The sequence below is a fragment of the Chlorobaculum thiosulfatiphilum genome (assembly GCF_006265165.1).
Lineage (GTDB): Bacteria > Bacteroidota > Chlorobiia > Chlorobiales > Chlorobiaceae > Chlorobaculum > Chlorobaculum thiosulfatiphilum.
The window spans coordinates 13,364-38,513 of the sequence record NZ_VDCH01000019.1; the positions used below are offsets into that span (position 1 = coordinate 13,364).

Sequence of the window (25,150 nt, forward strand, 5' to 3'; positions counted from 1 at the left end):
GTGAAACACTTTTTCCTGCCTTTCGAGAAAACAAAGGGGTTCAGCTACAGCGCGAAGTCAATTGAACGACTTTCGGAATATGAAAAATACCAGCTCTCCTTCCACCCCGAACGCCCGAAATACCTCGACTACCTCGCGGTTTTCGACAACGTGGAGGAGTGCCTGTCCAGCGACCTGCACGGCAGTTGCCTGATCCAGACCCACCGCGCCGAACTCCGACGTGATGGCGTTGCGTGGCCGGTGATGCTCATCGGCCAACAATCCGCGCCAACCTCCGATTTTGGCGAGCTGACCAGAATCATGCAGGACGAGGCCGAGGTCAAAAAGTGGAACCACGGCATGCCCACCCCCGTCGCCTTCGGGAAGGCGATCGAGGCGATAGCCATCGCGGAGCGCGAGAACCGCACCGTCATCACGGTGATCGACACGGCGGGAGCCGACCCGACCGAGGAGTCCGAAGCCGGAGGCATCGCCTGGAAGATCGGGCGCTGTATGCAGTCGCTCGCCGAGGCGACGGTGCCGACCATCTCGGTCATCATCAATCGCGGATGCAGCGGCGGAGCCATCGCGCTCACCGGCTGCGACGCCGTGCTGGCCATGGAGTACTCGACCTATCTGGTCATCTCGCCCGAAGCGTGCTCGTCGATTCTGTTCCACACGAGGAACAAGGCGAACCTCGCCGCCGAAATCTCGCAGATCACCTCGAAGGAGGGGCTGAAAAATGGCATCGTCGATGAACTGATCCCCGAACCAGCAGGCCCGGCGCACCGCTTCCCCGCCGAGGCGCTCGAATCGTTCCGCGAGGTACTCGGACGGCGCATCGAAGCGTTCGGCAAAGCGCCCGTCGAATCGCTTCAGGAGCGGCGCATCGAGCGCTGGCGGAAGATCGGCCAGTGGGAAACGGCGACCGAGGAACAGATTGCAAGCTATGAAAAACAGGTCTCGAATTTTATCCCGAAGCCCGAACGGAACCTTTTCATCCCCCGCCACAAGCGCTGCCGGAACGATGAAAAACGGCAAATCGCCGATCCGGTACTCTACAGCAAACTGCTCTCGAACAACTTTGTGTGCTGCGTCTGCGGATTTCGTTACACCCGGCTGACCGCGCACGACTACATCGGCCTGCTGCTCGACGAGAACTCGTTCACCGAGCACCCGGAGACCCGCTACATCGTTGATCGCGACATTCTCGGCTTCCCCGACTACGCCGTCAAGCTGCGCGAGGCTCGCGAAAAAAACGGCATGGCGACGGCGCTCATCACCGGCGACGGCACGGTCGAGGGACGCGAAGTGGTGGTTTGCGCCACGAGCTTCGGATTCCTCGGCGGCTCGTTCTGCATGTCCACCGGCGAAAAGATATGGCGAGCCTCGCGGATCGCCATCGAGCGCCGCCGCCCGCTCATCGTCCAGGCGGCGGGCGGCGGGGCGCGAATGCACGAAGGGTGCTCCTCGATGGTGAGCATTCCGAAAATTCACCTCGCGCTCTCGCTCGTCGAGCAGGCGGGGCTGCCGGTCATCACCATCGTCACCGACCCGACGCTCGGTGGCGTGGCCATCGGCTTCGGCTCGCGCGGCATACGGATTTTCGAGCACAACGCGGGCAACATCGGCTTTTCGGGCAAGCGCGTGATCGAACAATACACCGGCAAAAAAACCTCGAAAGAGTTCCAGACCACCGGCTGGCTCCAGCAGAAAGGCTTCGTCGATCTGGTGGCCCATCCGCTCGAACTGAAAAGCCGCATCGCCGGAATCATCGCCAACCGGACACCTGAACAACCCTGACCAATGAACGATACTGAATCGCTCTTTTCCGGATTTCCCGCCGTCGATCACGAGCAGTGGAAGTCCAAAGTGATCGACGAGCTGAAAGGCGCCGAGTTCTCGAAAATCGTCTGGAAGACGCCGGAAGGCTTCGAGATGGAGCCGTGGCATAACCGCCACACCGCCGTCCGACCCGCGCCGGAGGCGCCATTCCGGCGCTCGACGAACCGCTGGCGAATCTGCCAGCAGATTGCCGTCGAGAGACTTCTCGACGATCCGGCGCTGCTTGACGAGGCGCTGACGGGAGGCGCGGAGGCCATTGAGCTGCGCTTCGAGGGCGTCCCTGAGAGCGCCGAAGTGGTGCGGCTGCTCGAAGCGCTGCGGAGCCTCGAGCTGGCGAAAACCGCGCTCTACTTTTCGGGAGCCATCGGCGATCCGGCGGCGTTGCTCGACGCGCTCGCGGCGCTGCCCGGCTTCGCCGCGAACTCCGGCGCAGTGCTCTTCGACGCGCTTGCGAGTCGAGACGGCGCGCTGCCTCTGCCGACGGCGGATATGCGACATTCGGGATTCCGCACGATTGCCGTCGATACCGTGCGCTTCAACGAGGCGGGCGCGACCATCACGCAGGAGCTGGCCTTCGCGCTGGCGGGCGCGAGCGACTGCCTCAGCCGCCTGACCGAGGCCGGAGCGGATGCAAGCGAGGCCGCCGCCGCCATCGAAATCGTGTTCGCCGCCGGAACCAGCCACTTCCCCGAGCTTGCCAAGCTGCGGGCGCTCCGCGCGATGTGGCCGCAACTACTTGCCGCGTACGGCGTTGCGGCGGATGCGATGCCGGAGCCGCGCCTGTTCGTGCGTTCGTCAACCCGCTCGATCTCGGCGCTCGACCCGTACACCAACCTCCTGCGCCTCTCGACCGAAGCGCTTGCGGCCATCCTCGGCGGCTGCGACACGCTGCAACTCGCGCCGTTCGAGAGCGCCGGTTCGGTCAGCCCGGAGTTTGCGGAACGGATCACGCGCAACATCCACCTCCTGTTGCGCGAGGAGTCGAACCTCGGCCACGTCGTCGATCCAGCAGCCGGTTCGTTCTATATCGAAACGATGACCGCCGCGCTCTGCCGCGAGGCCTGGGCGCTGTTTCAGCAGATCGAAGCGGTGGGCGGCCTCCGCGCTGCCGAAGCGAGCGGACGCGTCGCGGCGATGATCGCCCCCGCCGCCGAGGCCCGCCGCAAGGCGATCGATACCCGCCACCGGACGCTGGTTGGCATCAACCGCTACACCGTGCCGCCCGCCGCCGAAGTCGTGGCCGCGATTCAGCGATACTCCGATGCGACGAAAAGCAGCGGCTACGAGCAGCTCCGGCGGCGCATGATCGCCCACGTCGCCGCCGGCGGCGCGACGCCCCGCGCCGCGTTGTGGCTGCACGGCGAACCGTCCAAAAGCCAGCGCGTGGCGGCGTTCGCCGACGACTTCCTGCGGAGTGGCGGCTTCGAGGTGCTGCCCTCGGTGACGCTCGATCCCGAAACCTGCAACTGCCGCGCCCTCTTGCGCGAAGAGCCGGACATCGTCGTCTTCTGCTGGAGCGGCGAGAGCGATCTCGCGAGCGTCGCGAAAATCTGTGAAACGATTCAGGAGCTGCGCAAGGAGACGATCATCGTCATGGCGGCCAAACCACCCGAAAACGCCGCCGAACTGCTGCGGGCGGGTGTTGACCGCTTCATCCACCTCGGCAGCGACGCCCGCGCCGACCTACTTTCGCTGCAACACAAAACCGGAGTGCTATGAGACCCGACTTTTCGCGCATCGATCCCTTCGCTGCGGCTGATCCGGCAAAGCGGCAAAGCGGCGGTGAAACCTGGGCCACACTCGAAGGCATTCCGGTTCACGCCAGCTACGGAGAACCGGCGGAGCCGATGCCCGACTTCGCGCCGGGATTTCCGCCATTCCTGGCCGGGCCGTACGCGAGCATGTACACATCGAGGCCCTGGACGATCCGGCAGTACGCGGGCTTTTCGACCGCCGAAGAGTCGAACCGCTTCTACCGCCAGAACCTCGCGGCGGGCCAGAAAGGCTTGTCGGTCGCCTTCGATTTGCCGACTCATCGCGGTTACGACTCCGACCATCCGCGCGTTGTCGGCGACGTCGGCAAGGCTGGCGTGGCCATCGACTCGGTCGAGGATATGAAAATTCTCTTCGACGGCATTCCGCTCGGCGACATCTCGGTTTCGATGACCATGAACGGCGCGGTGCTGCCGGTGATGGCCTTCTATATTGTCGCGGCGGAGGAGCAAGGCGTCGCGCCGGAGAGGCTGAGTGGCACCATTCAGAACGACATCCTCAAGGAGTTCATGGTGCGCAACACCTACATCTACCCGCCGGAGCCGTCGATGCGCATCATTGCCGACATCTTCCGCTATACCAGCGAGCGGATGCCGAAGTTCAACTCCATCAGCATCTCGGGCTATCACATGCAGGAAGCGGGGGCGACCGCCGACCTCGAACTGGCCTTCACGCTGGCCGACGGTCTCGAATATATCCGCACGGGACTGGATGCAGGACTCGACATCGACGCCTTCGCGCCGCGCCTCTCCTTCTTCTGGGGAATCGGCATGAACTACTTCATGGAGATCGCCAAGCTCCGCGCCGCTCGGCTTCTCTGGTCGAAGATTGTCGCGAAGTTCGATCCGAAAAACCCGAAATCGCTGATGCTCCGCTCGCACTGCCAGACCTCTGGCTGGAGCCTCACCGAGCAGGATCCGTTCAACAACGTCGCCCGGACGACCGTCGAAGCCATGGCGGCGGCGCTCGGCCACACGCAGTCGCTGCACACCAACGCGCTCGACGAGGCCATCGCGCTGCCCTCGGTATTCTCGGCGCGTATCGCCCGCAACACGCAGATTTATATTCAGGAGGAGACCGACATCACCCGCGCCATCGATCCGTGGAGCGGCTCGTATTACGTCGAGGAGCTGACGCGCCAGCTTGCCGAAAAGGCGTGGGCGATCATCGAAGAGATCGAGGCGGCAGGCGGCATGGTGAAGGCGATCGAAGCGGGACTGCCAAAAATGCAGATCGAGCAGGCGGCCACGCGCAAGCAGGCGAGAATCGACAGCGGCAAGGAGACCATCGTCGGCGTCAACGCTTACAGGACGGAGCACCGGACGGAGATCGAGCTGCTCGAAGTTGACAACACCGCCGTGCTCCGCCAGCAGCTCGCCCGCCTCGACGAGGTGAAGCGGAGGCGCGACGGCGAGGCGGTTCGCGAGGCGCTCGAAGCGCTCGAACGGTGCGCTGAGACCGGCGAGGGCAATCTGCTCGCGCTCTCGGTCGATGCCGCCCGCAAGCGGGCCACGCTCGGCGAAATCTCTTCGGCGCTCGAAAAAATCTACGGACGCTACCGCGCGACGACGAGGCTCAACACCACCATCTACCAGTCGCAAATGCAGGACAACAGCCTCTTCCTGCAAGCCCGTGAGCTTGCCGACTCCTTCGCCGAGTACGAAGGCCGCCGCCCGCGCATCCTCGTGGCCAAGGTCGGCCAGGACGGGCACGACCGCGGCGCGAAGGTGATCGCCGCCGCCTTCGCCGACATCGGCTTCGACGTCGATATTTCGCCGCTCTTCCAGACGCCGGAGGAGATCGTGCGGCAGGCGCTCGACAACGACGTGCACATCGTCGGCATTTCGAGCCTCGCCGGAGGCCACAAGACGCTGGTGCCGCAGGTGGTCGAAGGATTGAAGGAGGCGCGGCGCGGCGACATTCTCGTCATCGCGGGCGGCGTCATCCCGGAGCGCGACTACGATTACCTCTGCGAGCGCGGCGTGGCGGGCGTCTTCGGCCCCGGCACGGTGATCGCCGAGGCGGCCATCAAGCTGCTCGCGCTCCTGCTCGAACATCACCAGTGAGCGAACCGAACGAAGCGATGAGCGGCAGGCAACGGCATGAACCGACAATCGGGGAGTTCGTCGAGGGCATCAGGAGCGGCGACCGTCACCTGCTCAGCCGCGCCATCACGCTCGTCGAGTCCAGCCGCCCGGAGCACGAGTGGCTGGCGCACGAGATTCTCGACCGCTGCCTCGGCAGTGGAGGCTCTTCGATCCGCGTCGGCGTCACCGGAGCGCCGGGGGCGGGCAAGAGCACCTTCATCGAAGCGCTGGGGCTTCATCTCACCGACGCGGGCAAGCGCGTCGCAGTGCTTGCCATCGACCCAAGCAGCTCCCGCTCGAAGGGCAGCATCCTCGGCGATAAGTCCCGCATGGAGAAGCTCGCCGCCCGCCCGGAAGCCTTCATCCGCCCGACGCCGTCGTCGGGCTACCTCGGCGGCGCGGCGCCACGAACGCACGAAACGATCCTCTTCTGCGAAGCCGCCGGTTACGAGGTCATCATCGTCGAAACGGTCGGCGTCGGCCAGTCGGAAATCGTGGTCAACTCGATGGTCGATTTCATTTTGCTGCTCATGCTCCCCGGATCGGGCGACGAGCTGCAAGGCATCAAGCGCGGCATCATGGAGATCGCCGACGCCATCGCCGTAAACAAGGCGGACGCGGGACGGCGCAGGATTGCCGAGGTCTCGAAGGCCGACTGCGAGTCGGCGTTGCGGCTTCTGCCGGAAAAACATCCCGGATGGGAGCGGAAAGTGCTGCTCACCTCCGCGCTCGAAGGCGCGGGCATCAGCGAAGTGTGGGAAAACATCGAAGAGTTCGCCGCAGCGATGCGGCAAAGCGGCGAGTGGCGCGAGCAGCGACGCGAGCAGTCGCGCCACCTGCTCCACGCCATCGCCGAAGAGCGCCTGAAACGCGAGTTCTACAACGCCCCGGCGGTCAAAGCCGCAAAAGAGCAGATCGAGCAGCAAGTGCTCGCCGGTTCGCTGAGTCCTTTCAGCGGAGCCGTTGAGCTGCTGAAAGCATTTCGGGGGAAATGAGCCTCAACCCGCTCAGGGCGGCCACAAGAGCCGCCCCTACAGATTGCAATTCAACATTCAGCATTCATAATTCTCCCTCCCCCTACCCTTCCCCGATGAACTCCTTCTCATTCGCCTTGACGATCAGCACCGGCACTTGCGCCTTGCGCACCACCGCTTCGGCGACACTGCCCATCAGCAGACGGCTGAGGCCGGTTTTGCCGTGCGATCCCATGATGAGCATACTCACGTCAACATCGAGGATTTGCTGGAGAATCACCTCTGCGGGAATTCCGATGATCACGTCAGCGCTCACGTCGATTCCCGCCGCCTTGGCCTGATCGAGCATCGGGGTGAAATCCTCCTTGGCGGCGGCGGCGAGATCTTCTTCGAGCGGAATGTAGTTCAGGCTCATCTCCGCCGCTATCGGTCGCGGCTCGATCACGTTCAGCAGGATCACCTTCGACCCCATCGATTTGGCGAACTCACAGGCGTACCGATAGGCATTCTTCGATGCATCGGAAAAATCCATCGGGCAGAGAATCGACTTGATGGTAATCATGGCCGTATCGTTTGATGATTGGTTAAATGAAAAAACGACTCACGCTTTTTTATCGAAAAACGACTTGAACAGATCGATCGGCACCGGGAAGATCGTGGTCGAATTGTTCTCGGTGGCGATGTCCTGCAAGGTTTGCAGGTAACGCAATTGAAGGGCGATAGGATTCTGCGCGATGATGGCCGCCGCTTCGGAGAGGCGTTGAGCCGCCTGGAACTCGCCCTCGGCGTTGATAATCTTCGAGCGCCGCTCGCGCTCCGCCTCGGCCTGCTTGGCCATCGCGCGTCGCATCTCTTCGGGCAGGTCGATATCTTTGACCTCGACCTTGCTCACCTTGACGCCCCACGGCTCGGTGTCCTTGTCGAGAATCGTCTGGATGCGCGCGTTGATCTCGTCGCGCTCGGAGAGAAGACTGTCCATCTCACCCTGTCCGCAAACGCTGCGCAAGGTAGTCTGGGCGAGCTGCGAGGTGGCGAAATGGAAATCGGCCACATCGATGATCGCCTTGATCGGGTCGAGCACCCGGAAATAGACCACGGCGCTCACCTTGACAGACACGTTGTCGCGCGTGATGATGTCCTGCGAAGGCACGTCGAGCGTCACCGTCCGCAAGTCAACCCGCACCATCCGGTCGATGTAGGGAATCAAAATGATCAGTCCCGGCCCTTTGGCTCCGATAATCCGGCCAAGCCGGAAAATCACCCCTCGCTCGTATTCGGACAGAATTTTGACGGCGGAGACAAAAAACGCCACCGCAAGCACCAGCACCACCAGAATATTAATTGAAATCATCGTCACTCCTCGTTTGGTTTTGGTTTCACCTTGAGCATCATCCCATCGACCCCTGTCACCATCACCCGTGATCCGGCGGGAATCGAACCATTTGCCGTTGCGTCCCATAGTTCGCCATGCACGAATACCTTGCCGATCTTGCCATCTCCGATCGCGCGTTCGACCGTGCCCGTTTCGCCAACCATCCCTTCACTGCCGGAGAGCGCCTTCTTCCGGGTCGTGCGGAGCACCACAAAGACAAGTAACAGGACTCCCGCCGAAAATGAAAGAAAAAGCGGCAGAAAAACCCACCAGTCGATGGAGAGGCCAATCTCCGGCTGATTGAACACCATCACCGAGCCGATGAAGAGCGCGACCAGCCCGGCGATAGCGAGCGCGCCACTGCTGACGACGAAGATTTCAAGGCCGAAAAAGAGGATGGCGAGCAGGATGAGCAGAAGGCCGGTCACGTTGACCGACAAGAGCTGCATCGCCCACGCGCCGAGCACGAGGGCAATCGCTCCGGTCACGCCGGGCAAAACCGCGCCGGGCGTCGTGAGTTCGAAATAGAGTCCGGCGATACCGAGAAGCAGCAGAAAATAGGCGATGTTGGGATCGGCGATGGTCATCATCACCTGTTCGCGGAAGGTGGGCGAGGCATCACGCACCGTCACGCCCGACGTGCGGATGGTCACGGCTCCGGCGGTGGTCGTCACCGTGCGCCCGTCGAGAAAGGCGAGCAGCGCTTTGCGATTCGCCGCCACGGTGTCGATGACGCCCGCCGCGAGCGCTTCCGACGCACTCGAGGCGATGCTCTCGCGCACGGCCTGCTCCGCCCATTGGGGGCTGCGGCCCCGCTTCTGTGCGAGGCTCCGGGCGAAGGCGGCAAGATCGTTCTCGATTTTCTTGCCCATCACGCTCCCCTTCTCGCCGACGCCGCCGCTAATATCGACCGGATGCGCCGCGCCTGTCTCGGTGCCCGGAGCCATCACCGCCACATTGGCGGAGAGCAAGAGCAGCGCTCCCGCCGAAGCCGCCTGCGCCCCGGACGGCGCAACATAGACCACCACCGGCACACGCGAGGCCATCACCCCCTGCACCATCTGGCGCAGAGACGCAACCAGCCCGCCCGGCGTATCGAGTTCGACCAGCAGCAACTCGTCGCCCGACCGGTTCGCCTCGTTGAGTACGCGAAGAAAATACGCCGCGCTGCCGGGATTGACGCTCCCCGTCAGCGACATGGTTCGGATTCCCGCCGATTCAACGCGAACAGGAACGAACGCCATGCAGACCAACAAAGCGATCATTCGCATCACGCCTATTTTCAGGAACCCGCTCATTATTGTCTGAATCATGCTGAAGACACTCAATTGACTGCTACATCATCAATCATAACAATAACAAATCAAACAGGATAGTTCCTCTGAACCGGCGTCGGAATGCATCAGCGTATGACCCGGTAATCGTGAAGGTAAAGATGGATCAGCACTGGTTTGCGCAGCGGATTTCCCTTGAAGCTTCTCGGGGTTACCACTCTTTCGGAAGGATACACCAGCCCGTCGGCATTTTCTGAATGACGATGCACAACATTGGCCGCCGTCGCGAGCGGACTGATGATGTCCGCCGTATAATCGTGCTGGGTCAGGAGCCCGGTTTTGCGATCGAACCGAAACTGCTGCACCCTGCTGTGCGTCGGAATATGATCGGGAAACACAGCTCTGAGCCTCCCCGGTTCAGGTTCACTCCAGTCGATATCCTCACGCAAAAGCAGGGCTGGAAGCGTAAAGTAGTTCCATGAAGCGTAATTGGCGAAATAGGACATATCGAGATCATCCCAGTAGAACAGTCTCCGGCCAGCCTTGAAATAACTTCGCGCATTCCGGCGTTCTTCGATAACCTGGCCCTGAGCATTTTCAAGTCGCACATCACCGCCATCAAGCACTCCAGTGATACCGGGGTCACGACCAATCGGGACGAACCGGCAATAGGGCCGGTGAGCATCCATGGTCATTTTCGAATGGCTGAAATAGGGCCGCCTTTTCAGGATGAACGCAAGTCCCGAGGCGCTGACGATCGTTTCAACCGATACTGCGTTCCTCCACAATTCGATCCCGTCATAAGCGGCAATAGCTTTTGCAGCAGTTTCAGAAAGCTTCATGGGAATAAGACTTGCATTGAAAAGATCAGGAGAGTTTATCTCAAATCATACTTTCGTCGCACTTGATGCCCATATGCCTGCTAAACAACAAGTCATCACAAAGTGTTCAATGACATAACACTCCACGTCATTTCCTGTGCTGTCTTACAATCGAAATCCAGATCGAAACCGAACTTCATTTGTCAAAAACGACAAAAAAAACGCTTCACCCGATTTTCTCGAAATCCGCTATCGCCTGCATCATCTCCGGGAAGAGCGGATTTCGGGGTTCCAGCTCTTTGCCGTCATTGCTGACAACCGGCCTTTCGAGCACGACGCTGGCGTGTGGCACGCCGAGATTTTTCGCGATTTTGAAAACGCTGAATCGCTCCGGATCGGAGACATTCCGCAACGTCTCGATACCGGCGATGTCCGCGGTTTCATCGGATTCGGAGTGCGCCGCGAACACTTTTTCGGGGAAGGGAAATCGCGGGTCGAACAGGTCGATGATGGTGTCGGTCTCCTTGATGAGCCGGGCAAGCTGCGACGCGCCATCCATATCCACAAAGCTGTAACGGTAGGGATTGTCGCCGATCAGCGGGCTGTTGAAATCGAGCAGGTCGGCCAGAAAGGTGAGCAGCAGTTTCTCCTTCAGCTCGCCGACCAGGCCGAACGGGCCGCCCGCAAGATCGAGCGCCGCCGAAAAGAGGTAGAGCGCTCCCTGGATTTTCGGGTTGATCGCCGCCATGTATAACCCCAGCGCGCCGCCGGTGGAGAGGCCGCCGATTGAAACCTCGCTCGCTTTCGCCGAGGCCGTATTGATGGCGAAGCTGACGTTCGATTTCCACTCTTCGAGTTCGACCCCCTCCATGCCGTTCGGCTCTTTCAGGCCGTGGCAGTGCAGCAACGGCATATAGACGTTATAGCCGAGACGCTTGAAAAAATAGTCGCCAATCGCCGTCATGAACCAGGGAGAGTCGGAAAGCCCGTGCACCAGCACAATCGCTTTTTTCGGCGGTTCCGGATGCTCCATGATTCGCGGCTGGCAGCCGTCGCGCACCGCTTCCGGAGAGAAATAGCCGAAGCGGTCATAATAGCCGAGCCACTCATTCTCGCGCGTCGGAGTTGAAAACTGACTGCTCATGTTGTCTCCCGTTTTGACTGTTGAAGCGAGTCACGTGCTTTTCACGAAATATATTCCAAAGAACTTTGCGGAACAAAAAACAGGCAGTCACTCCGAGGGTAACGAAACCGGACGCTATGGCAAGGCGCGGTCCGGGCAACAGCGAAACTCAGCGCTTCCGGGCGGGAAAGCGACGTTTCATGAACGATTTCGACTTGAGATCGTAGATTTCAAACCCGCTTCCGTCAAAAAAAACCGGCCATAGGCGTTGACCGCCCACGAAAGATTGCTCGAGCGCTTTTCGCGCCACACCACCTCGCCCTGCTTGTCGAGCAGCACGAACGCCATGTTGCCGGCGCCGTACTTCGAGGTGGCCGCGAGCACATACTCACCTTTGGCGCTCACCCTGACGTCAACGTACATGAGCGGATGCGGGAAGTAGTATTTCTCGCCATCCTCCGGCGTTGCAAGCCCCTCTCTCTGGAGCTGCACCTCGTAAATCCCGGCTTTTGCATCACCCTCCGGATCGGCGGAACTCCGTTTCCAGCCAACGGGCAGCAGACAGGAAAAAAGGTCTGGCCCGGCAATGAACTTCTCAAATGGCTCCGGACGGGCTTCCTTGGCCTTGGGAAAGTCTGGCACGGCGTCCTTCAATGCGGTCGGCCGATAGTAGTCACTCATGTCAGCGTACGGACGCGGCGAATAAACGGGGTTGGCAATCGCATAAGTATAGTGACCTGAAATGCCGAAATCCTGCTTCAAGTCATAGGCGATGACCGCTCCATCCTCGACGATCGCCTTGCACTCGTCGGGCGTTTTGCGGACAATCGTCAACTCGTAGTGCGGCACGAGATCGGTGAGGCCCGGCGTTTTCTACAGTACGACCCGCCAGCGCAGAGCCTCCACACCAATCCGCCGCCACCATTGCCCTGACAGAGCCTGGATCGTGGCGACGAAAGCCAAAGATTCGTAACCGTATAAAAGCCGCGACGCCCGGAAATCTCTGACAATCTTCCGGGCATTGTGCATTTCAGCAGGATGGTGTTGACCACGAAAAACTGACCTCGTCAATAATATTTTTGATTTTTCGGAATTATAAGTTGCACAATCCGAATATTCTCTTAGATTAAGAGCCATAACATCGTGGGGTGGAGCAATTGGTAGCTCGTCGGGCTCATAACCCGAAGGTTGCAGGTTCAAGTCCTGTCCCCACCACTAAAAAAAAGCCGTCCAAGTTAGTATAGGGCGGCTTTTTTTTTGCCGCTCTCCCCCTTCCCCATGCGCAAGCTTCCTGATTTTAACCGTTCATCGTTTTGAGATCGGCGGCACCGTGACGCGATGACCACTCGTTGCTGTCACGGTGCATCGAAACGATTCTCGCCTTATTGCTGTTTTTTTTGACAGATTTACATCGTTACACCATTCACCATATTTCGACAAAACCATGTTTTATTTCGATCCCTCATATTTTCTCTTCGCGCTTCCACCGCTGCTGCTTGGCCTCTGGGCGCAGTTCAAGGTAAAATCGACATTCAAAAAATATTCGCAAGTGGCGACACAAAGCGGCGTTACTGGCGCTGAAGCCGCCATTCGGCTGCTCCAGCGAGGCGGCCTCGGCAATGTAAGCGTCGAGATGACCAGCGGAATGCTGTCGGACCATTACGACCCGCGCGGCAAGGTGCTGCGGCTCAGCGAGGAGGTTTACCGCCTGCCGAGCATCGCATCGGTTGGCGTGGCCGCCCATGAGGCCGGTCACGCCTTGCAAGACAAGGTGAACTACTCGCCGCTCGCCATCCGCTCGGCGATGGTGCCGGTGGTCTCTATCGGCAGCAATCTCGGGCCGATCCTCTTCATGATCGGCCTGTTCATGCACGGCGTCCTTGGAAGCTCGCTGGCGTGGGCGGGAATCATCCTGTTTGGCGGCACGGCGCTGTTCGCGCTGGTAACGCTGCCCGTCGAGTTCGACGCCAGCCGCCGCGCCAAGGAGCTGCTGGTTTCGCAGGGCATCGTCTCACCGCGCGAAATGGCGGGAGTCAACGCCGTGCTCGACGCCGCAGCCCTGACCTACGTAGCCGCCGCCGCTCAAGCAATCATGCAGTTGCTCTACTACGTCACGCTGATGAACCGCCGGAATAATTGAGCGTTGAAAAAACAAGGCGGCCACAATGAGCCGCCCTCTTTGTTTGTGATCAAAAAGCTACCGAACTCACCCAACAACCTTCAGCACCTCCTTGCGAATTTGCTGATACGGCAAAGCACCCGAGGTGCGCCACTTGAGCTGGCCGCCGACGAAAAGCATCAGCGCCGGTATGCCCTGAACCTCAAATTTTGCCGCCGCGTCGGGCTGCCGGTCAACGTTGACCTTCACCACGGTCAGCCGTCCCTTGAACTCGCTGGCAAGCTGTTTGACCGCCGGGGCCACCATTTTGCACGGGCCGCACCAGTCAGCCCAGAAATCGATGAATACGGGAAGTTCGCTGCTCCTGATGAGATCGTCAAGTGTTTGAGCCATAGGGGTGCCATTTGTTTGTTGTGTGAAATCTACGGAAAACCGCCATCACGCCGGGTGACCTGAATTGCCTGAACCCGATAAAAAATTCCAGCTCTGGCGTTTTCTGTCATAAAAACAGGACTCGACCGTTTACCGTTTCATTTCTGGCCCCGGATGTTGTATCGTTGTCACCAATCGCAGAATCGCACGGAAGTTATGGGCGGCAGTGGCTGAAACTTATAACCGGCAGGCCGGGTTTATCTGGAAATTCACATCACATCTCCGCCATCCGGCAAGCGCTGGCAGGCGGTCAATGAAAAATCAGCGATACCGTCGATGAACGACATACTCGAAAAGCCGAGAAAAATTTACGTTACACGCCAAATCGAGTTCAATGCCGCCCACCGTCTGTTCAATCCGGAACTATCGGATGAGGAGAACCGGCGGCTCTACGGCAAATGCTCCGGAGCGTTTGGACATGGCCACAACTATCTGCTTGAAATCACCTTGTCGGGCATCATCGACCGGAAAACCGGCTACCTGTTCGATCTCAAGGAGCTGAAAAAAATTCTCGAAGAACAGATCGTGGCGCGCTTCGACCACCGGCATCTGAACCATGAGGTCAGCGAACTCGCGGGCCATGTGCCGACTACGGAAATTCTTGCCGTCACCGTCTGGGAGATTCTCGAATCCCAACTGGAAACCATTACCAAAAAGGAGGTTAGACTCCATGAAGTCAAAATACATGAAACAGGAAAAAACAGTGTCACCTACCGTGGAGAATAACCGTATCGGGCAATCACATCTGGCGTCATGCAATCTCGACGAGTGCTTCGACGAAGAGCATGATCGTGAAGAGGAGACGCTCGACTCGATGGCCGACGCCGTTTACTCGCTGCTGAAAGGGGTCGGCGAGGATCCGGAACGCGAGGGACTGCTCCTGACTCCCGAACGGGTCTCGAAATCGCTGCGATTCCTGACGAAGGGATACCGGCAGGATCCGGAGCAGTTGCTCAAGAAGGCGGTCTTCACCGAGTCGTACGACGAAATGGTGCTGGTCAAGGACATCGATATTTATTCGATGTGCGAGCACCACATGCTCCCCTTCTTCGGCAAGGCGCACGTGGCCTACATCCCCGACGGCAAGATCGTGGGGCTGTCGAAAATTCCGAGAGTCGTGGAGGTGTTCGCCCGGCGCTTGCAGGTTCAGGAGCGGCTGACGCAGCAAATTCGGGACGCCATCCAGAACGTGCTCAATCCGCGCGGCGTGGCCGTGGTGATCGAGGCGACGCACATGTGCATGGTGATGCGCGGCGTCGAAAAGCAGAACTCGGTAACGACCACGTCGGCCATGTCCGGGGAGTTCATGAGCAACCAGTCCACCCGGAGCGAGTTCCTGCGCCTGATCGGCAATCGCTGACCGCGCGTCGGCAAACCTTCACGCAAAACGGCAAGGCTTGCGACTCTTTCCGGCAATCGACGGAGAGTCGCAAGCCTTCACTGTTCCAGCCACTCCCGCAGTACTTCGCTCCCCATTTCGACTGCCCGAGCCAGATGGCCGCGCATCGGCTCGCTCAGGCCATTGCCGAGGCCGAGGTCGTGAGGCGGAGCGCCGATGAGCACGATCTCCGACGGTTCGCGACCATGCAGCCGGGCCACGGCAAGCAGTTCGCTCAGTCCCATCTGGTGAGCCGACATTTTGCGGTGGATGAACGCCGGAAGTTCTTCTTTACGATAGAGATAGACCTTCGGCTCGAACTCGGTGGGAATGATCGAGTCGAAGACCATGAGCGCGTCGCACGACTCGAAATAATCGAGCAGGTACAGCCCTTGCGTTCCGCCATCGACGAACTGCACATGTTCAGGCCAATCGCCGGAAGCCTCAAGCGCCCGAACCGTTTCCACGCCGAAACCTTCATCGCCGAAGAGAATATTGCCAAGACCGACTACGTTGATTTTGTTCAAGAAAGAGAAAGGCTAAAAGATTATGGGACTCTTGGGACAAGTGGGACAGTTGGGACTTATAGGAATAACGCCGAGGGCGGCCATGAGAGCCGCCCCTACAGCCAATGCACCACTCTTCAATTCATCATTCATAATTCATCATTCTCCTCACGCTGCCGCTTCGTCTTCCACCTTGTGTTTGTAACCGGTGATGATCGAAGAGGTTACGCTGGTGCGATCGACTATGTCGTGGCGGAAGACGGCATAGAGGTGCATGATCACGTAGAACGGAAAGACCCAGGCGACGATGTGGTGCGCGTAGTGCAGGTTGTAGCTGCTGCCGAAGAGCGGCAGAATCCAGCCAAACGCCGCGTCGAGAAAGCTGCCGGGACGGTTTTCGGCGTACATGGCCAAGCCCGTCAGGATCATGAAGGTCGAGCCGCAGAAGATGAAGATGAAGTTCGCCAGCGCGGCGACCGGGTTGTGAGCGACGTAGTTTGGCTCGTCCTGCCTCAGAAACAGGTACGACTCCACCTGCTCCCTGAACGGCTTGCCCCACCATCCGGGAGACCACGGCCTGAAACCGGCGAACTTGGCGTACTTGTCGTCCGAAAGCAGCGCGTAGTACATGCGGTACAGAAAGTTGCCGATGAAGACGAAGGCCACGCAGTAGTGGACGTAGCGCCACATCACGAAGTTGTGCTGCCACACCGCTTCGCCGAGCGGCGGATTGATGACAGGCGAGGCGATGTACAGGCCGGTGATCATCAGGGCGACGATGCTGAACGCATTGATCCAGTGGTAGAGCCGCACCGGCAGACGCCACACATAGATTTCCTCGATTATTCTGCCCATGTAAATCTCCGTTTAAACGATAGTTACCCTGGTGATTTCATTGCCGTTCATGTCGTACAGATGCGACGCGCAGGCAAGGCAGGGGTCGAACGAGTGCACCGTGCGCAGGATTTCGAGCGGCTTGGAGGGATCGACCATCGGCGTGCCCTTCAGCGCGGCTTCGTAAGCGCCGGAGTTGCCGCGATTGTCCCTCGGCGAGGCGTTCCAGGTGGAGGGCACCACGATCTGGTACTCGTCGATCTTTTCGTCCTTGATCCTGATCCAGTGGCCGAGCGATCCGCGCGGCGCTTCGGTATAGCCGAAGCCCTTGCACTCTTTCGGCCAGCTCGATGGTTCCCAGCGCTCGCTGTTGAAGGTCTTGTAATCGCCCGCCTTGACGTTGGCCACGAGCTGGTCGTAGAAATGGCCCATGAATCCGGCGGTCTGCTTGCACTCGATGCCGCGCGCGGCGGTGCGGCCAAGCGTCGAAAAAAGCGCTTCGGGGCCGACCTGAAGCTTGCCGAGCACCATGCCGACGGTCTCCTTGATCATCGGATCTCCCTTCGCATAGGCTATCAGCACACGGGCAAGCGGGCCAACCTCGACAGGCTGTTCTTTCCAGCGCGGCGTCTTGAGCCAGCTATACTGCTTGTCGGTGTCGAGGAATTCGAATGGCGGCTTGGGGCCGGTGTACTTCGGGCTGGTCTCCCCTTCCCATGGGTGCAAGCCCTTGTCGCTGCCGTTGCTGTAGGTGTACCAACTGTGGCCGATCTCCTCCTTGATCTGCGACATGTCGCGCGGATCGACGTCGATGATGGTGGACAAATCCTTGTTGAGGATGACGCCTCGCGGCCAGAGCAGCGATTTGAAATCGTTGAGGTTCGTCTCCGGGAAGTCACCGTAACTCATGAAGTTGCCAAGCCCGCCGCCGTAGAGCCACTCCTTGTAGTAACCGGCGATGGCGATGAGGTCGGGAATGTAAACCTGGTCGATGAAGGTCTGCGTCTCGTCAATGATCTTCTTGACCATCGAAAGCCGCTCAATGTTGATCGCCGTGTCGCTGTCGGGATCGATGGCGCAGGCCATGCCGCCGACGAGGTAGTTCGGGTGCGGGTTCTTGCCGCCGAAGATGGTCTGGATCTTGACGATCTCCTTCTGGAAATCGAGCGCTTCGAGGTAGTGCGCCACGGCGATGAGGTTCACCTCCGGCGGCAGTTTGTAGGCCGGATGGCCCCAGTAGCCGTTCGAGAAGATACCGAGCTGGCCGCTCTCGACGAACGCCACGAGCCGCTGCTGCAAATCCTTGAAATAACCGGGCGACGATTTCGGCCAGGGCGAGATGCTCTGCGCGATGGCTGAAGCCTGCGCCGGATCAGCCTTGAGGGCGCTGACCACATCGACCCAGTCGAGGGCGTGGAGATGGTAGAAATGCACGAGGTGATCCTGCGTCTGCTGCGTCGCGGCCATCAGGTTCCGGATGATGCGCGCGTTCGGCGGAATCTCGATGCCGAGGGCGTCCTCGACGCAGCGCACCGACGCCAGCGCGTGCACCGTCGTGCAGACGCCACAGATGCGCTCGGCGAAAGCCCAGGCGTCGCGCGGATCACGCCCTTTCAGGATCACCTCAATACCGCGCCACATCGTCCCGGTGCTGTACGCCTCTTCGATGACATTGGCGTCGTTCATCTTCGCCTCTATTCTCAGATGCCCCTCGATGCGGGGAATCGGATCGACAACTATTTTTTTAGCCATGCCTTGTACTCCCTTGGTTTACTTTTCTGACTCTTTGTCGTGCTGCGTCTTCTTCACCGCCGTGACAGCCGCGTGAGCCGCCGCTCCTGCCGCCGCCGCGCCAACCGCCACCATGCCGATCTTGTCGGCGGTGGTGTCCGTGCCGAGGAACGAAACATCCGCCAGTCTTGTGTAGAATGGCCCATTGTCCCAGAAATTCGGCTCGGAACAACCGATGCAGGGGTGGCCTGAACCGATCGGAAAGCTGGTACCCTCGTTCCACTGAATCTTCGAGCAGGAGTTGTAGGTGGTCGGCCCCTTGCACCCCATCTTGTAGAGGCACCACCCTTTCCGGGTGGACTCCTCGTCGAAGCCGCGCACGAACATACCGGCGTCGTAAAAGGCGCGGCGATAGCACTTGTCGTGAATTCTCGTGGAGTAGAACGCTTTCGGGCGGCCCATTCTGTCGAGTTCCGGCAGCTTGCCGAAGGTGTGCACGTGCGTGATCACGCCGGTCATCACCTCGGCGATGGGCGGGCAGCCCGGCACCTTGACGATCGGCTTATCCTTGATGATCTTGTCGATCGGTTGCGCGCCGGTCGGATTTGGCTTGGCATTCTGTACGCAACCAAACGAGGCGCAGGCTCCCCACGCGATCACCGCGGCAGCATCGGCGGCGGTCTCCTTCACGACATTCAGAAACGAGTCCCCCCCGACCATGCAATAAACGCCATCATCCTTTGTGGGAACATTACCCTCGACAGCGAGAATGTACTGCCCCTTGTACTCTTTCATGATCTTCCGCCTCACCTCTTCGAGCTGATGACCCGCCGCCGCGCTCAGGGTGTCGTCATAGTCGAGGGAGATCATGTTCATGATGACATCGGCGGCAATGGGGTGGGAGGAGCGGATGAAGGATTCGGTGCAGCAAGTGCATTCGAGACCGTGAAGCCAGATGACCGGAGTGCGGGGCTTGGTCTCCATGGCGTGAACGACCTTTGGAAGCAGTGATGGCGCAAGACCGAGGGAGACCGAAGTGAGGGAACAGAACTTCAGAAAATCTCTGCGGGAAAGGCCGCGACTCTGAAACACCTCCGCATAAGTTTGCTTGTCGGGCATGTACACCTCCGTGAATATGGATAGTGGTTGACTGTAACCGGAAATAAAGAAGTTTCAGACTGCCCTTTTCCCGTTTACTGAGTTAACATCTACTTGTTATAGCAGAATATACATAACAATTGTTATTTCAGAAACCAAAGATCTCCCGGAAATTTATTAACCATATCATTCTTATACAATAAAAAAACCCGGCTATTTCAAAGAATGACCGGGTTTTCTAAGGCTTTTTATCGCCACTTATGTCAAGTCATTCAGTTCAGAAATGCTCCAAAGAGAACCGATGAATATTTTGCATAGTTAGCGATTGGCTGGAAGAAAAGACCAAAGTAAAGCGTCAGTATCATCAGCGTGGCGGTCACGAGCTTCGCGCCCATGCCGGTTTCGACAACGCCCTCTTCAGGCCTTTCCGATTCGCGCAGATACATGTTAAGCGGAATCAGCATGTAGTAGTAAAGCGAGATGACGCTGGTCAGGATGCCGATAAGGGCAAGCCACATGAAGAGGCTGCCTTTGGAAAGAAGCGCCGAGAAGATCATCAGCTTTCCAATGAAGCCGAAGGTTGGCGGCAATCCGACGAGCGAGATGAGGAATACCGTCAGCGCGGCGCCTGCGAGCGGCATCTTTTTGCCGAGGCCCCGGTAATCATCGAGGTTCTCGCTGCCGGTGCGATTGGCGATGAGAATCACCACATAAAAAGCACCATAGTTCATCAGGAGATAAGAGGCCAAGTACACCAGAACCGACTGGGTGCCGAGCTGATCCATGGTGATGATGCCAAGCAGCAGATAACCGGCATGAGCAATCGATGAGTAAGCCAGAAGACGCTTGACATTCTTCTGCCAGATAGCCACGACGTTGCCGTAGATCATGGAAGCCGCGGAGACCAGCATCAGGATCATGAGCCAGTCGATATGAAGCGGGCTGACATACATATCCATGCCGTGAGGCACAGCCACGAAGAAAAAGCGCATGAGCATGGCGAAACCGGCAGCCTTGGAACCAACAGAGAGATACGCGGTCACGGGAGTCGGAGCACCTTCGTAAACATCTGGACTCCAGAAATGGAATGGCACTGCGCCCATCTTGTAGCCAAGTCCCGCCATGATGAGCAGTACGGCCATGATCATCACCAGAGGATCGTAACCATGCGCGGCCAGCACCATTGCAATACGGGTCAGGTTGGTCTGGGCGGTCATACCGTAAAGCAGTGAAAAACCGTACAGCAGCATGCCCGACGAGACCGCGCCATACACCAGATACTTCAGCGCGGCTTCCGAAGAGCGAGGGTCGCGTTTGAGGTAGCCGGTCATCGCATAGGCTGAAAGGCTGACCAGCTCCATGGCGAGAAACATCATCAACAGATCGGTCGAGGAGGCCATCATCATCATGCCGACGACCATCGCGACCAGAAGGGCATAGTACTCGCCCATGCCTGACTCATGCTTCTTGAGCTGATCGTCGATCACGGTGAGGAGCACGGCCAGAATGCCCGATGCCACGAAAAAGTACTTGAAAAAGATACCAAACCGGTCAAGCGCGTACATGCCGAAAAAGAACTCCGTATCCGGCATGGCCTGCTGCTTGAAAATATAGTAGAGGCTGCCGACGAGACCGGCTATGGTGACCGCGGCAAGGAAGCGGGCGTTCTTTCTCCCCGTGACGAGATCGAGAATGATCAGCACCATGAAGAGTGCTGACAGATAGATTTCAGGGACAAAAAATCCGGCGCCGCCCTTGAGGATCGAGATGATGCTCTGTATTTCAGCGCCTGATGGCATTTCGAACATATTTCTCCAACGTTTATGCTTTTAAACGGAACACCGGATCAATGCACGGCCGACATGGCAACCGGCGCGAGAACCTGAACAAGTTTATTAATGCTGGTCGTCAAAAGACCCATGACCGGCATCGGATAGATACCGAGCGCAATGACTATGATGCCAAGCGGAATGAGCATGGTCAGCTCGCGAGCGTCGAGATCGAGCTTGCCCTTCCAGTCGTGGAAGTGGATGTGCTCGTGGCCATGCGCATCGACCTCGAGATCGTACAGGGCATCCGGCTTGCGCTTGCCGAGGAACATGCGCTGGAGCGACCAGAGCAGGTAAGCCGCGCCGAAGACGATACCGAGCACCGAAACGATAGCGATTGGCCTGGTCACCTCCTCTCTGAATGCGCCGACGAAAACGAAGGCTTCCGAAATGAAGCCGCTGAGGCCAGGCAGACCGAGCGAGGCGAACCAGGCGACGGTCACGAAACCGGTATAGACCGGCATATAGGAGGCCAGACCGCCGAATTTGTCGATCTGACGGGAGTGCGCGCGGTCGTAGATAACACCGACCAGAAGGAAGAGCATGGCGGTGATGGTGCCGTGGTTGAACATCTGGTACAGAGCGCCGAGCATGCCTTCGCTGTTCGCGGCGGCAAGACCGAGCAGCACGTAGCCCATGTGGCTGATCGACGAGTAAGCGACCATCTTCTTCAGATCCTGCTGGGCCAGAGCGCAGAACGCTCCATAGATGATGTTGATCGCGCCGAACACGCCGATCACATACATACCGGCCTGAAACACTTCAGGGAAAAGCGGGAAGTTGATCCTCATCATGCCGTAGGTACCGAGCTTCAGCAACACACCGGCCAGAATGACCGAAATCGGAGTCGGAGCCTCGACGTGCGCGTCAGGCAACCAGGTATGGAACGGAAACATCGGAACCTTGATGGCGAAACCGACGAAGAGCACGATAAACGCGGCATATCTCCAGGTGACGCTGTCGGGACCGAGAATAGCGCCCTTGATATAGTTGGCCTGGTCAGCCATAGCGACAAGGCTGAAGGTGTGGTGACCGGTAAGCGGATCGATAACGCTGAAATAGAGACCGATCATGACGAGCAGCATGAAGACCGAACCGAACAGCGTGTAGAGGAAGAACTTGATGGCTGCATATTCGCGGTTCGGGCCGCCCCAGATACCGATGAGGAAGTACATCGGCAGAAGCATCAACTCCCAGAACACGTAAAAGAGAAAGAAGTCGAGCGCTACGAAGCACCCCATCATTGCCGTAGCAAGCAGGTTGTAAAGGATGAAGTAGCCTTTGACCTGCTTCTGGATCGTCCAGCTCGAAAGTACGCCGATGGCTGAAATCAGGGCGGTCAGGAGCACCATGGTGATCGAAATGCCATCAACGCCGAGGAAATACTCGATGTTCAGGGGGCCGAACGAACCGAGATCGAGCGAAATCCACGGAATCTTTTCGATCATCTGGAAGGAGCCGAAAGGCGATCCGCCGGATGCGGCCACGATGCCCGCCATGGTCGGATCGTATTGGCGCCAGATGAGGACGGCGAGCACGCCTTGGCCGAGAGCGGCCAGGAGCGAGACGATCCTGATGATCTGCTTCTGCGACGAAGGCACAGCCAAAATGATGAGTCCGGCAATGATCGGCAGAAATACAATTAAGCTCAGCATGTTCAGTACCTGTTATGTTCGGAGAGTAAATTAAATCGTTCGGTTATTTCATGAGATGGACAAGGTAAAAGGCGAAATAGCCAAGAACCGCGACAACAACCATCACCAGATAGGTCTGCACCTTGCCCGTCTGAACCTTCCTGAATACAGCGCCGGTTGTCTGGACGGTGAAGGCAGTGAAGTTGACCAGACCATCCACCACATATTTGTCGAAGCTGCCATTGGCGAAAGCGAACTTCCTGAAGATGGTCGCAACGCCGTTGACAATGCCGTCAACGATATTGGTGTCGAACCAGGCGAGAATCTTCGAAATCAGGATCGAACCCTTGATGAAGGTCGCATCGTAAATTTCGTCCCAGTACCACTTGTTGAACGAGTAGAGATAGAGCGGACGGATAGCTTGAGCAGTCTTGTCAGGATCAATGAACCTGAACACATAGAAAATAAGCGCCATACCGATACCGATAACCACCATGATCGACGACAGTTTGATGGCCGTGTAGTGGTTCTCGTGCGTCATATGCGCAATCTCGGCCTGACGAGGATCGGCAAAGACCGGGCCGTGTCCTTCAGCCTCATGCGATGCGGCGGCTTCGACATGCTGGGTATCGGTGTGCGCCTCGGCCAGCAGCTTGCCAGCTTCCGGAACGTGCAGTCCGGCGCCTTCGTGCGCGGCCCCGGTCGATGCGACAACCGTCGCCGGGGTCTGGATCAGGTGCATGAACCAGCCCTTGCCGCCATCGAGCGGATCGGGCGAGAATACGATGAAGACCGAGAGCGTAGCCAGCACGACCAGCGGGAGCCGCATATTCCAGGCAACCTCGTGAACCTCGTGATGATGGTCGTCGTGACCATGCGCGGCGTGAGCGTCGTGGCCGTGCTCTTCAGCCGGTTTGAGATGAGTGCGGCTCTCACCGAAGAAAACCAGCCATATCTGACGGCCCATGTAGAAGGCGGTCAAGACCGCCGCGCCAAAGCCGAGCGCCGGTATCAGATAGAAAATTCCGCCGCCTTCGACCGATGCGAAACCGAGCGCGCCGGCCAGAATGGCGTCCTTCGAGAGAAAACCGCTGGTCAGCGGCAGACCGGCAAGAGCCAGCGTGGCGGTCATAAACGTTGCAAACGTCCAGGGCATCTTCTTGTACAGGCCACCCATCCAGCGCATGTCCTGCTCGTGATGCATGGCGTGGATGATCGCGCCCGAACCGAGGAAGAGGCAGGCTTTGAAGAAAGCGTGCGTCAGAAGATGGAACAGCGCGGCGGAATAAGCGCCGACGCCGAGGCCGAGCACCATGTAGCCGAGCTGCGAAACAGTCGAGTAAGCAAGCACACGCTTGATGTCGTGCTGCGTGATGGCGATGGTCGCCGCCATGAATGCGGTGAACGCGCCGATAAAGGCGATCACATGCAGGGCGTCGGGGGTCAGGATCACAAAGATACGCCCCACGAAATAGACGCCGGCCGCAACCATCGTCGCCGCGTGGATGAGCGCCGACACCGGAGTCGGACCCTCCATGGCGTCCGGCAGCCAGACGTGCAGCGGGAACTGGGCCGATTTACCGACGCAGCCCATGAAGAGCAGTACGCCAGCAGCGGTCAGCCAGGCCTGCGACATGTGGAAGTCGCCGTTCTTGATATGATCAAAAATCTCCTGGTAGCCGAAGGTGTGGAACTGCGAATAGAGAATCAGGATACCGAGCCACATGCCGATATCACCAATGCGGTTGGTGAGGAAGGCCTTTTTCTGCGCATCAGCGGCGCTGTCCTTGTGGAAATAAAAACCGATGAGCAGGTAGGACGAAAGACCGACAAGCTCCCAGAAGATATAGATCGAGAAGAGGTTGTCCGAGAGCACGATGCCGAACATCGAGAAGGTGAAGATACCGAGATAGGCGAAGAAGCGTCCATAATACTTTTCACCATGCATATATCCAGTCGAGTACAGATGCACCAGAAAGCTGATGAGGTTGACCATCGCCAGCATGATCGCTGTGAGGTTGTCGATCACGATACCCATCTTGATCTGGAGCGGACCAACGCCGGGCACATTGCCGAAGTCGAGCCAGGTAAAATTCCAGGCAACACTGAACGCCGGATCGTAGTGCTGAACGATTACGTTCCAGAAGATATAGAGGGAGATAGCCAGAGAGGTTCCCAACAGACCGAGTCCGACAAAATCGCCACCGCGCGGCAGTCTGCGGTTGAAAAAAATCAACACCACAAACGAGAGCAGCGGCAGGAGCAGGACAGCGATCGATAACTGGATTAAACTGTGCATCATGTTTCGTTTTACAAAGAATTTGCAGCTATAAGTCTTTTA

The 25,150-nt window shown here is 58.6% G+C and carries 21 protein-coding genes and 1 tRNA gene; 8 read left to right on the forward strand and 14 right to left on the reverse strand.

Annotated elements, in window-relative coordinates:
• The 4 genes from FGF66_RS08825 to meaB are packed head-to-tail and all read left to right on the forward strand — an operon-like array spanning window position 1 to window position 6,679.
• A complete protein-coding gene (locus FGF66_RS08825) occupies window positions 1-1,782 on the forward strand; it encodes a carboxyl transferase domain-containing protein (RefSeq protein ID WP_170181302.1) in 1,782 nt (593 codons plus the stop codon).
• Between the two features lie 3 nt (window positions 1,783-1,785).
• Window positions 1,786-3,543, forward strand: coding sequence for a methylmalonyl-CoA mutase family protein (locus FGF66_RS08830; protein WP_139457286.1), 1,758 nt, complete (start codon window positions 1,786-1,788; stop codon window positions 3,541-3,543).
• Complete coding sequence (scpA, locus tag FGF66_RS08835) at window positions 3,540-5,663, forward strand: methylmalonyl-CoA mutase (protein ID WP_139457287.1); 2,124 nt, start codon at window positions 3,540-3,542, stop codon at window positions 5,661-5,663. The genes FGF66_RS08830 and scpA overlap by 4 nt, the downstream gene beginning before the upstream one ends.
• A 17-nt stretch (window positions 5,664-5,680) precedes the next feature.
• Entirely contained in the window at window positions 5,681-6,679 is a 999-nt protein-coding gene (gene meaB / locus FGF66_RS08840) for a methylmalonyl Co-A mutase-associated GTPase MeaB (RefSeq protein WP_139457314.1), read from the forward strand.
• 82 nt (window positions 6,680-6,761) lie between these two features.
• Here meaB and FGF66_RS08845 read toward each other — a convergent pair whose 3' ends face one another.
• The 6 genes from FGF66_RS08845 to FGF66_RS08870 form a co-directional block, all read right to left on the reverse strand.
• Window positions 6,762-7,220, reverse strand: coding sequence for a universal stress protein (locus FGF66_RS08845; protein ID WP_139457288.1), 459 nt, complete (start codon window positions 7,218-7,220; stop codon window positions 6,762-6,764).
• A gap of 39 nt (window positions 7,221-7,259) precedes the next feature.
• Window positions 7,260-8,009 (reverse strand): slipin family protein, encoded by a 750-nt coding sequence (locus tag FGF66_RS08850; protein ID WP_139457289.1) that lies wholly within the window; start codon window positions 8,007-8,009, stop codon window positions 7,260-7,262.
• A gap of 2 nt (window positions 8,010-8,011) precedes the next feature.
• On the reverse strand, window positions 8,012-9,343 hold the full coding sequence (locus FGF66_RS08855) for an NfeD family protein (RefSeq protein ID WP_170181303.1): 1,332 nt from the start codon (window positions 9,341-9,343) through the stop codon (window positions 8,012-8,014).
• An 89-nt stretch (window positions 9,344-9,432) separates the two neighbouring features.
• The gene (locus FGF66_RS08860) at window positions 9,433-10,146 is read right to left on the reverse strand and encodes a hypothetical protein (RefSeq protein WP_139457290.1); all 714 of its coding nucleotides are present in this window, start codon (window positions 10,144-10,146) and stop codon (window positions 9,433-9,435) included.
• Window positions 10,147-10,351: 205 nt separating this feature from the next.
• Complete coding sequence (locus FGF66_RS08865; RefSeq protein ID WP_139457291.1) at window positions 10,352-11,269, reverse strand: alpha/beta hydrolase; 918 nt, start codon at window positions 11,267-11,269, stop codon at window positions 10,352-10,354.
• Window positions 11,270-11,446: 177 nt separating this feature from the next.
• Window positions 11,447-12,097: a hypothetical protein gene (locus tag FGF66_RS08870; protein ID WP_170181304.1), complete on the reverse strand. Its 651-nt coding sequence runs from the start codon at window positions 12,095-12,097 to the stop codon at window positions 11,447-11,449.
• Window positions 12,098-12,390: 293 nt separating this feature from the next.
• Here FGF66_RS08870 and FGF66_RS08875 point away from each other — a divergent pair.
• Both FGF66_RS08875 and FGF66_RS08880 read left to right on the forward strand, forming a co-directional pair.
• Window positions 12,391-12,463: transfer RNA gene (locus FGF66_RS08875), tRNA-Met, on the forward strand.
• Window positions 12,464-12,692: 229 nt separating this feature from the next.
• The gene (locus FGF66_RS08880; RefSeq protein WP_139457292.1) at window positions 12,693-13,388 is read left to right on the forward strand and encodes a zinc metallopeptidase; all 696 of its coding nucleotides are present in this window, start codon (window positions 12,693-12,695) and stop codon (window positions 13,386-13,388) included.
• A 66-nt stretch (window positions 13,389-13,454) separates the two neighbouring features.
• On the opposite strand, the gene trxA is transcribed toward FGF66_RS08880, so the two are convergent.
• Entirely contained in the window at window positions 13,455-13,760 is a 306-nt protein-coding gene (gene trxA, locus FGF66_RS08885) for a thioredoxin (protein WP_139457293.1), read from the reverse strand.
• A gap of 315 nt (window positions 13,761-14,075) precedes the next feature.
• Here trxA and FGF66_RS08890 point away from each other — a divergent pair, with 315 nt between their 5' ends.
• Together FGF66_RS08890 and folE are read left to right on the forward strand one after the other, a co-directional pair.
• Window positions 14,076-14,525 carry a 6-carboxytetrahydropterin synthase gene (locus tag FGF66_RS08890; RefSeq protein WP_139457294.1) on the forward strand — a complete coding sequence of 150 codons (450 nt, stop codon included), beginning with the start codon at window positions 14,076-14,078 and terminating at the stop codon, window positions 14,523-14,525.
• Window positions 14,485-15,159 carry a GTP cyclohydrolase I FolE gene (gene folE / locus FGF66_RS08895; protein WP_139457295.1) on the forward strand — a complete coding sequence of 225 codons (675 nt, stop codon included), beginning with the start codon at window positions 14,485-14,487 and terminating at the stop codon, window positions 15,157-15,159. Before FGF66_RS08890 ends, folE begins: the two co-directional genes overlap by 41 nt.
• Before the next feature lie 77 nt (window positions 15,160-15,236).
• Here folE and FGF66_RS08900 read toward each other — a convergent pair whose 3' ends face one another.
• The 7 genes from FGF66_RS08900 to nuoL form a co-directional block, all read right to left on the reverse strand.
• The gene (locus tag FGF66_RS08900) at window positions 15,237-15,704 is read right to left on the reverse strand and encodes a HyaD/HybD family hydrogenase maturation endopeptidase (RefSeq protein ID WP_170181305.1); all 468 of its coding nucleotides are present in this window, start codon (window positions 15,702-15,704) and stop codon (window positions 15,237-15,239) included.
• A gap of 147 nt (window positions 15,705-15,851) precedes the next feature.
• A complete protein-coding gene (gene cybH / locus FGF66_RS08905; RefSeq protein WP_139457296.1) occupies window positions 15,852-16,538 on the reverse strand; it encodes a Ni/Fe-hydrogenase, b-type cytochrome subunit in 687 nt (228 codons plus the stop codon).
• A gap of 12 nt (window positions 16,539-16,550) precedes the next feature.
• Window positions 16,551-18,269: a nickel-dependent hydrogenase large subunit gene (locus FGF66_RS08910; protein WP_139457297.1), complete on the reverse strand. Its 1,719-nt coding sequence runs from the start codon at window positions 18,267-18,269 to the stop codon at window positions 16,551-16,553.
• 18 nt (window positions 18,270-18,287) lie between these two features.
• Window positions 18,288-19,367, reverse strand: a complete 1,080-nt coding sequence (locus FGF66_RS08915; RefSeq protein ID WP_139457298.1) for a hydrogenase small subunit — start codon at window positions 19,365-19,367, stop codon at window positions 18,288-18,290.
• A gap of 251 nt (window positions 19,368-19,618) precedes the next feature.
• Window positions 19,619-21,154, reverse strand: a complete 1,536-nt coding sequence (locus FGF66_RS08920; RefSeq protein ID WP_139457299.1) for an NADH-quinone oxidoreductase subunit N — start codon at window positions 21,152-21,154, stop codon at window positions 19,619-19,621.
• Between the two features lie 38 nt (window positions 21,155-21,192).
• Window positions 21,193-22,830: a complex I subunit 4 family protein gene (locus FGF66_RS08925; RefSeq protein ID WP_139457300.1), complete on the reverse strand. Its 1,638-nt coding sequence runs from the start codon at window positions 22,828-22,830 to the stop codon at window positions 21,193-21,195.
• A gap of 43 nt (window positions 22,831-22,873) precedes the next feature.
• Window positions 22,874-25,108 carry an NADH-quinone oxidoreductase subunit L gene (gene nuoL, locus FGF66_RS08930; RefSeq protein ID WP_170181306.1) on the reverse strand — a complete coding sequence of 745 codons (2,235 nt, stop codon included), beginning with the start codon at window positions 25,106-25,108 and terminating at the stop codon, window positions 22,874-22,876.
• Window positions 25,109-25,150: the final 42 nt, after the last annotated feature.

What these genes read in the sequence shown, in the direction of transcription:
- FGF66_RS08830 (WP_139457286.1), top strand. Translation starts at nt 1,786, where the DNA reads ATGAACGATACTGAATCGCTCTTTTCCGGATTTCCCGCCGTCGATCAC.
- scpA (WP_139457287.1), top strand. Translation starts at nt 3,540, where the DNA reads ATGAGACCCGACTTTTCGCGCATCGATCCCTTCGCTGCGGCTGATCCG.
- meaB (WP_139457314.1), top strand. Translation starts at nt 5,681, where the DNA reads ATGAGCGGCAGGCAACGGCATGAACCGACAATCGGGGAGTTCGTCGAG.
- FGF66_RS08845 (WP_139457288.1), bottom strand. Translation starts at nt 7,220, where the DNA reads ATGATTACCATCAAGTCGATTCTCTGCCCGATGGATTTTTCCGATGCA.
- FGF66_RS08850 (WP_139457289.1), bottom strand. Translation starts at nt 8,009, where the DNA reads ATGATTTCAATTAATATTCTGGTGGTGCTGGTGCTTGCGGTGGCGTTT.
- FGF66_RS08855 (WP_170181303.1), bottom strand. Translation starts at nt 9,343, where the DNA reads ATGATTCAGACAATAATGAGCGGGTTCCTGAAAATAGGCGTGATGCGA.
- FGF66_RS08860 (WP_139457290.1), bottom strand. Translation starts at nt 10,146, where the DNA reads ATGAAGCTTTCTGAAACTGCTGCAAAAGCTATTGCCGCTTATGACGGG.
- FGF66_RS08865 (WP_139457291.1), bottom strand. Translation starts at nt 11,269, where the DNA reads ATGAGCAGTCAGTTTTCAACTCCGACGCGCGAGAATGAGTGGCTCGGC.
- FGF66_RS08880 (WP_139457292.1), top strand. Translation starts at nt 12,693, where the DNA reads ATGTTTTATTTCGATCCCTCATATTTTCTCTTCGCGCTTCCACCGCTG.
- trxA (WP_139457293.1), bottom strand. Translation starts at nt 13,760, where the DNA reads ATGGCTCAAACACTTGACGATCTCATCAGGAGCAGCGAACTTCCCGTA.
- FGF66_RS08890 (WP_139457294.1), top strand. Translation starts at nt 14,076, where the DNA reads ATGAACGACATACTCGAAAAGCCGAGAAAAATTTACGTTACACGCCAA.
- folE (WP_139457295.1), top strand. Translation starts at nt 14,485, where the DNA reads ATGAAACAGGAAAAAACAGTGTCACCTACCGTGGAGAATAACCGTATC.
- cybH (WP_139457296.1), bottom strand. Translation starts at nt 16,538, where the DNA reads ATGGGCAGAATAATCGAGGAAATCTATGTGTGGCGTCTGCCGGTGCGG.
- FGF66_RS08910 (WP_139457297.1), bottom strand. Translation starts at nt 18,269, where the DNA reads ATGGCTAAAAAAATAGTTGTCGATCCGATTCCCCGCATCGAGGGGCAT.
- FGF66_RS08915 (WP_139457298.1), bottom strand. Translation starts at nt 19,367, where the DNA reads ATGCCCGACAAGCAAACTTATGCGGAGGTGTTTCAGAGTCGCGGCCTT.
- FGF66_RS08920 (WP_139457299.1), bottom strand. Translation starts at nt 21,154, where the DNA reads ATGTTCGAAATGCCATCAGGCGCTGAAATACAGAGCATCATCTCGATC.
- FGF66_RS08925 (WP_139457300.1), bottom strand. Translation starts at nt 22,830, where the DNA reads ATGCTGAGCTTAATTGTATTTCTGCCGATCATTGCCGGACTCATCATT.
- nuoL (WP_170181306.1), bottom strand. Translation starts at nt 25,108, where the DNA reads ATGCACAGTTTAATCCAGTTATCGATCGCTGTCCTGCTCCTGCCGCTG.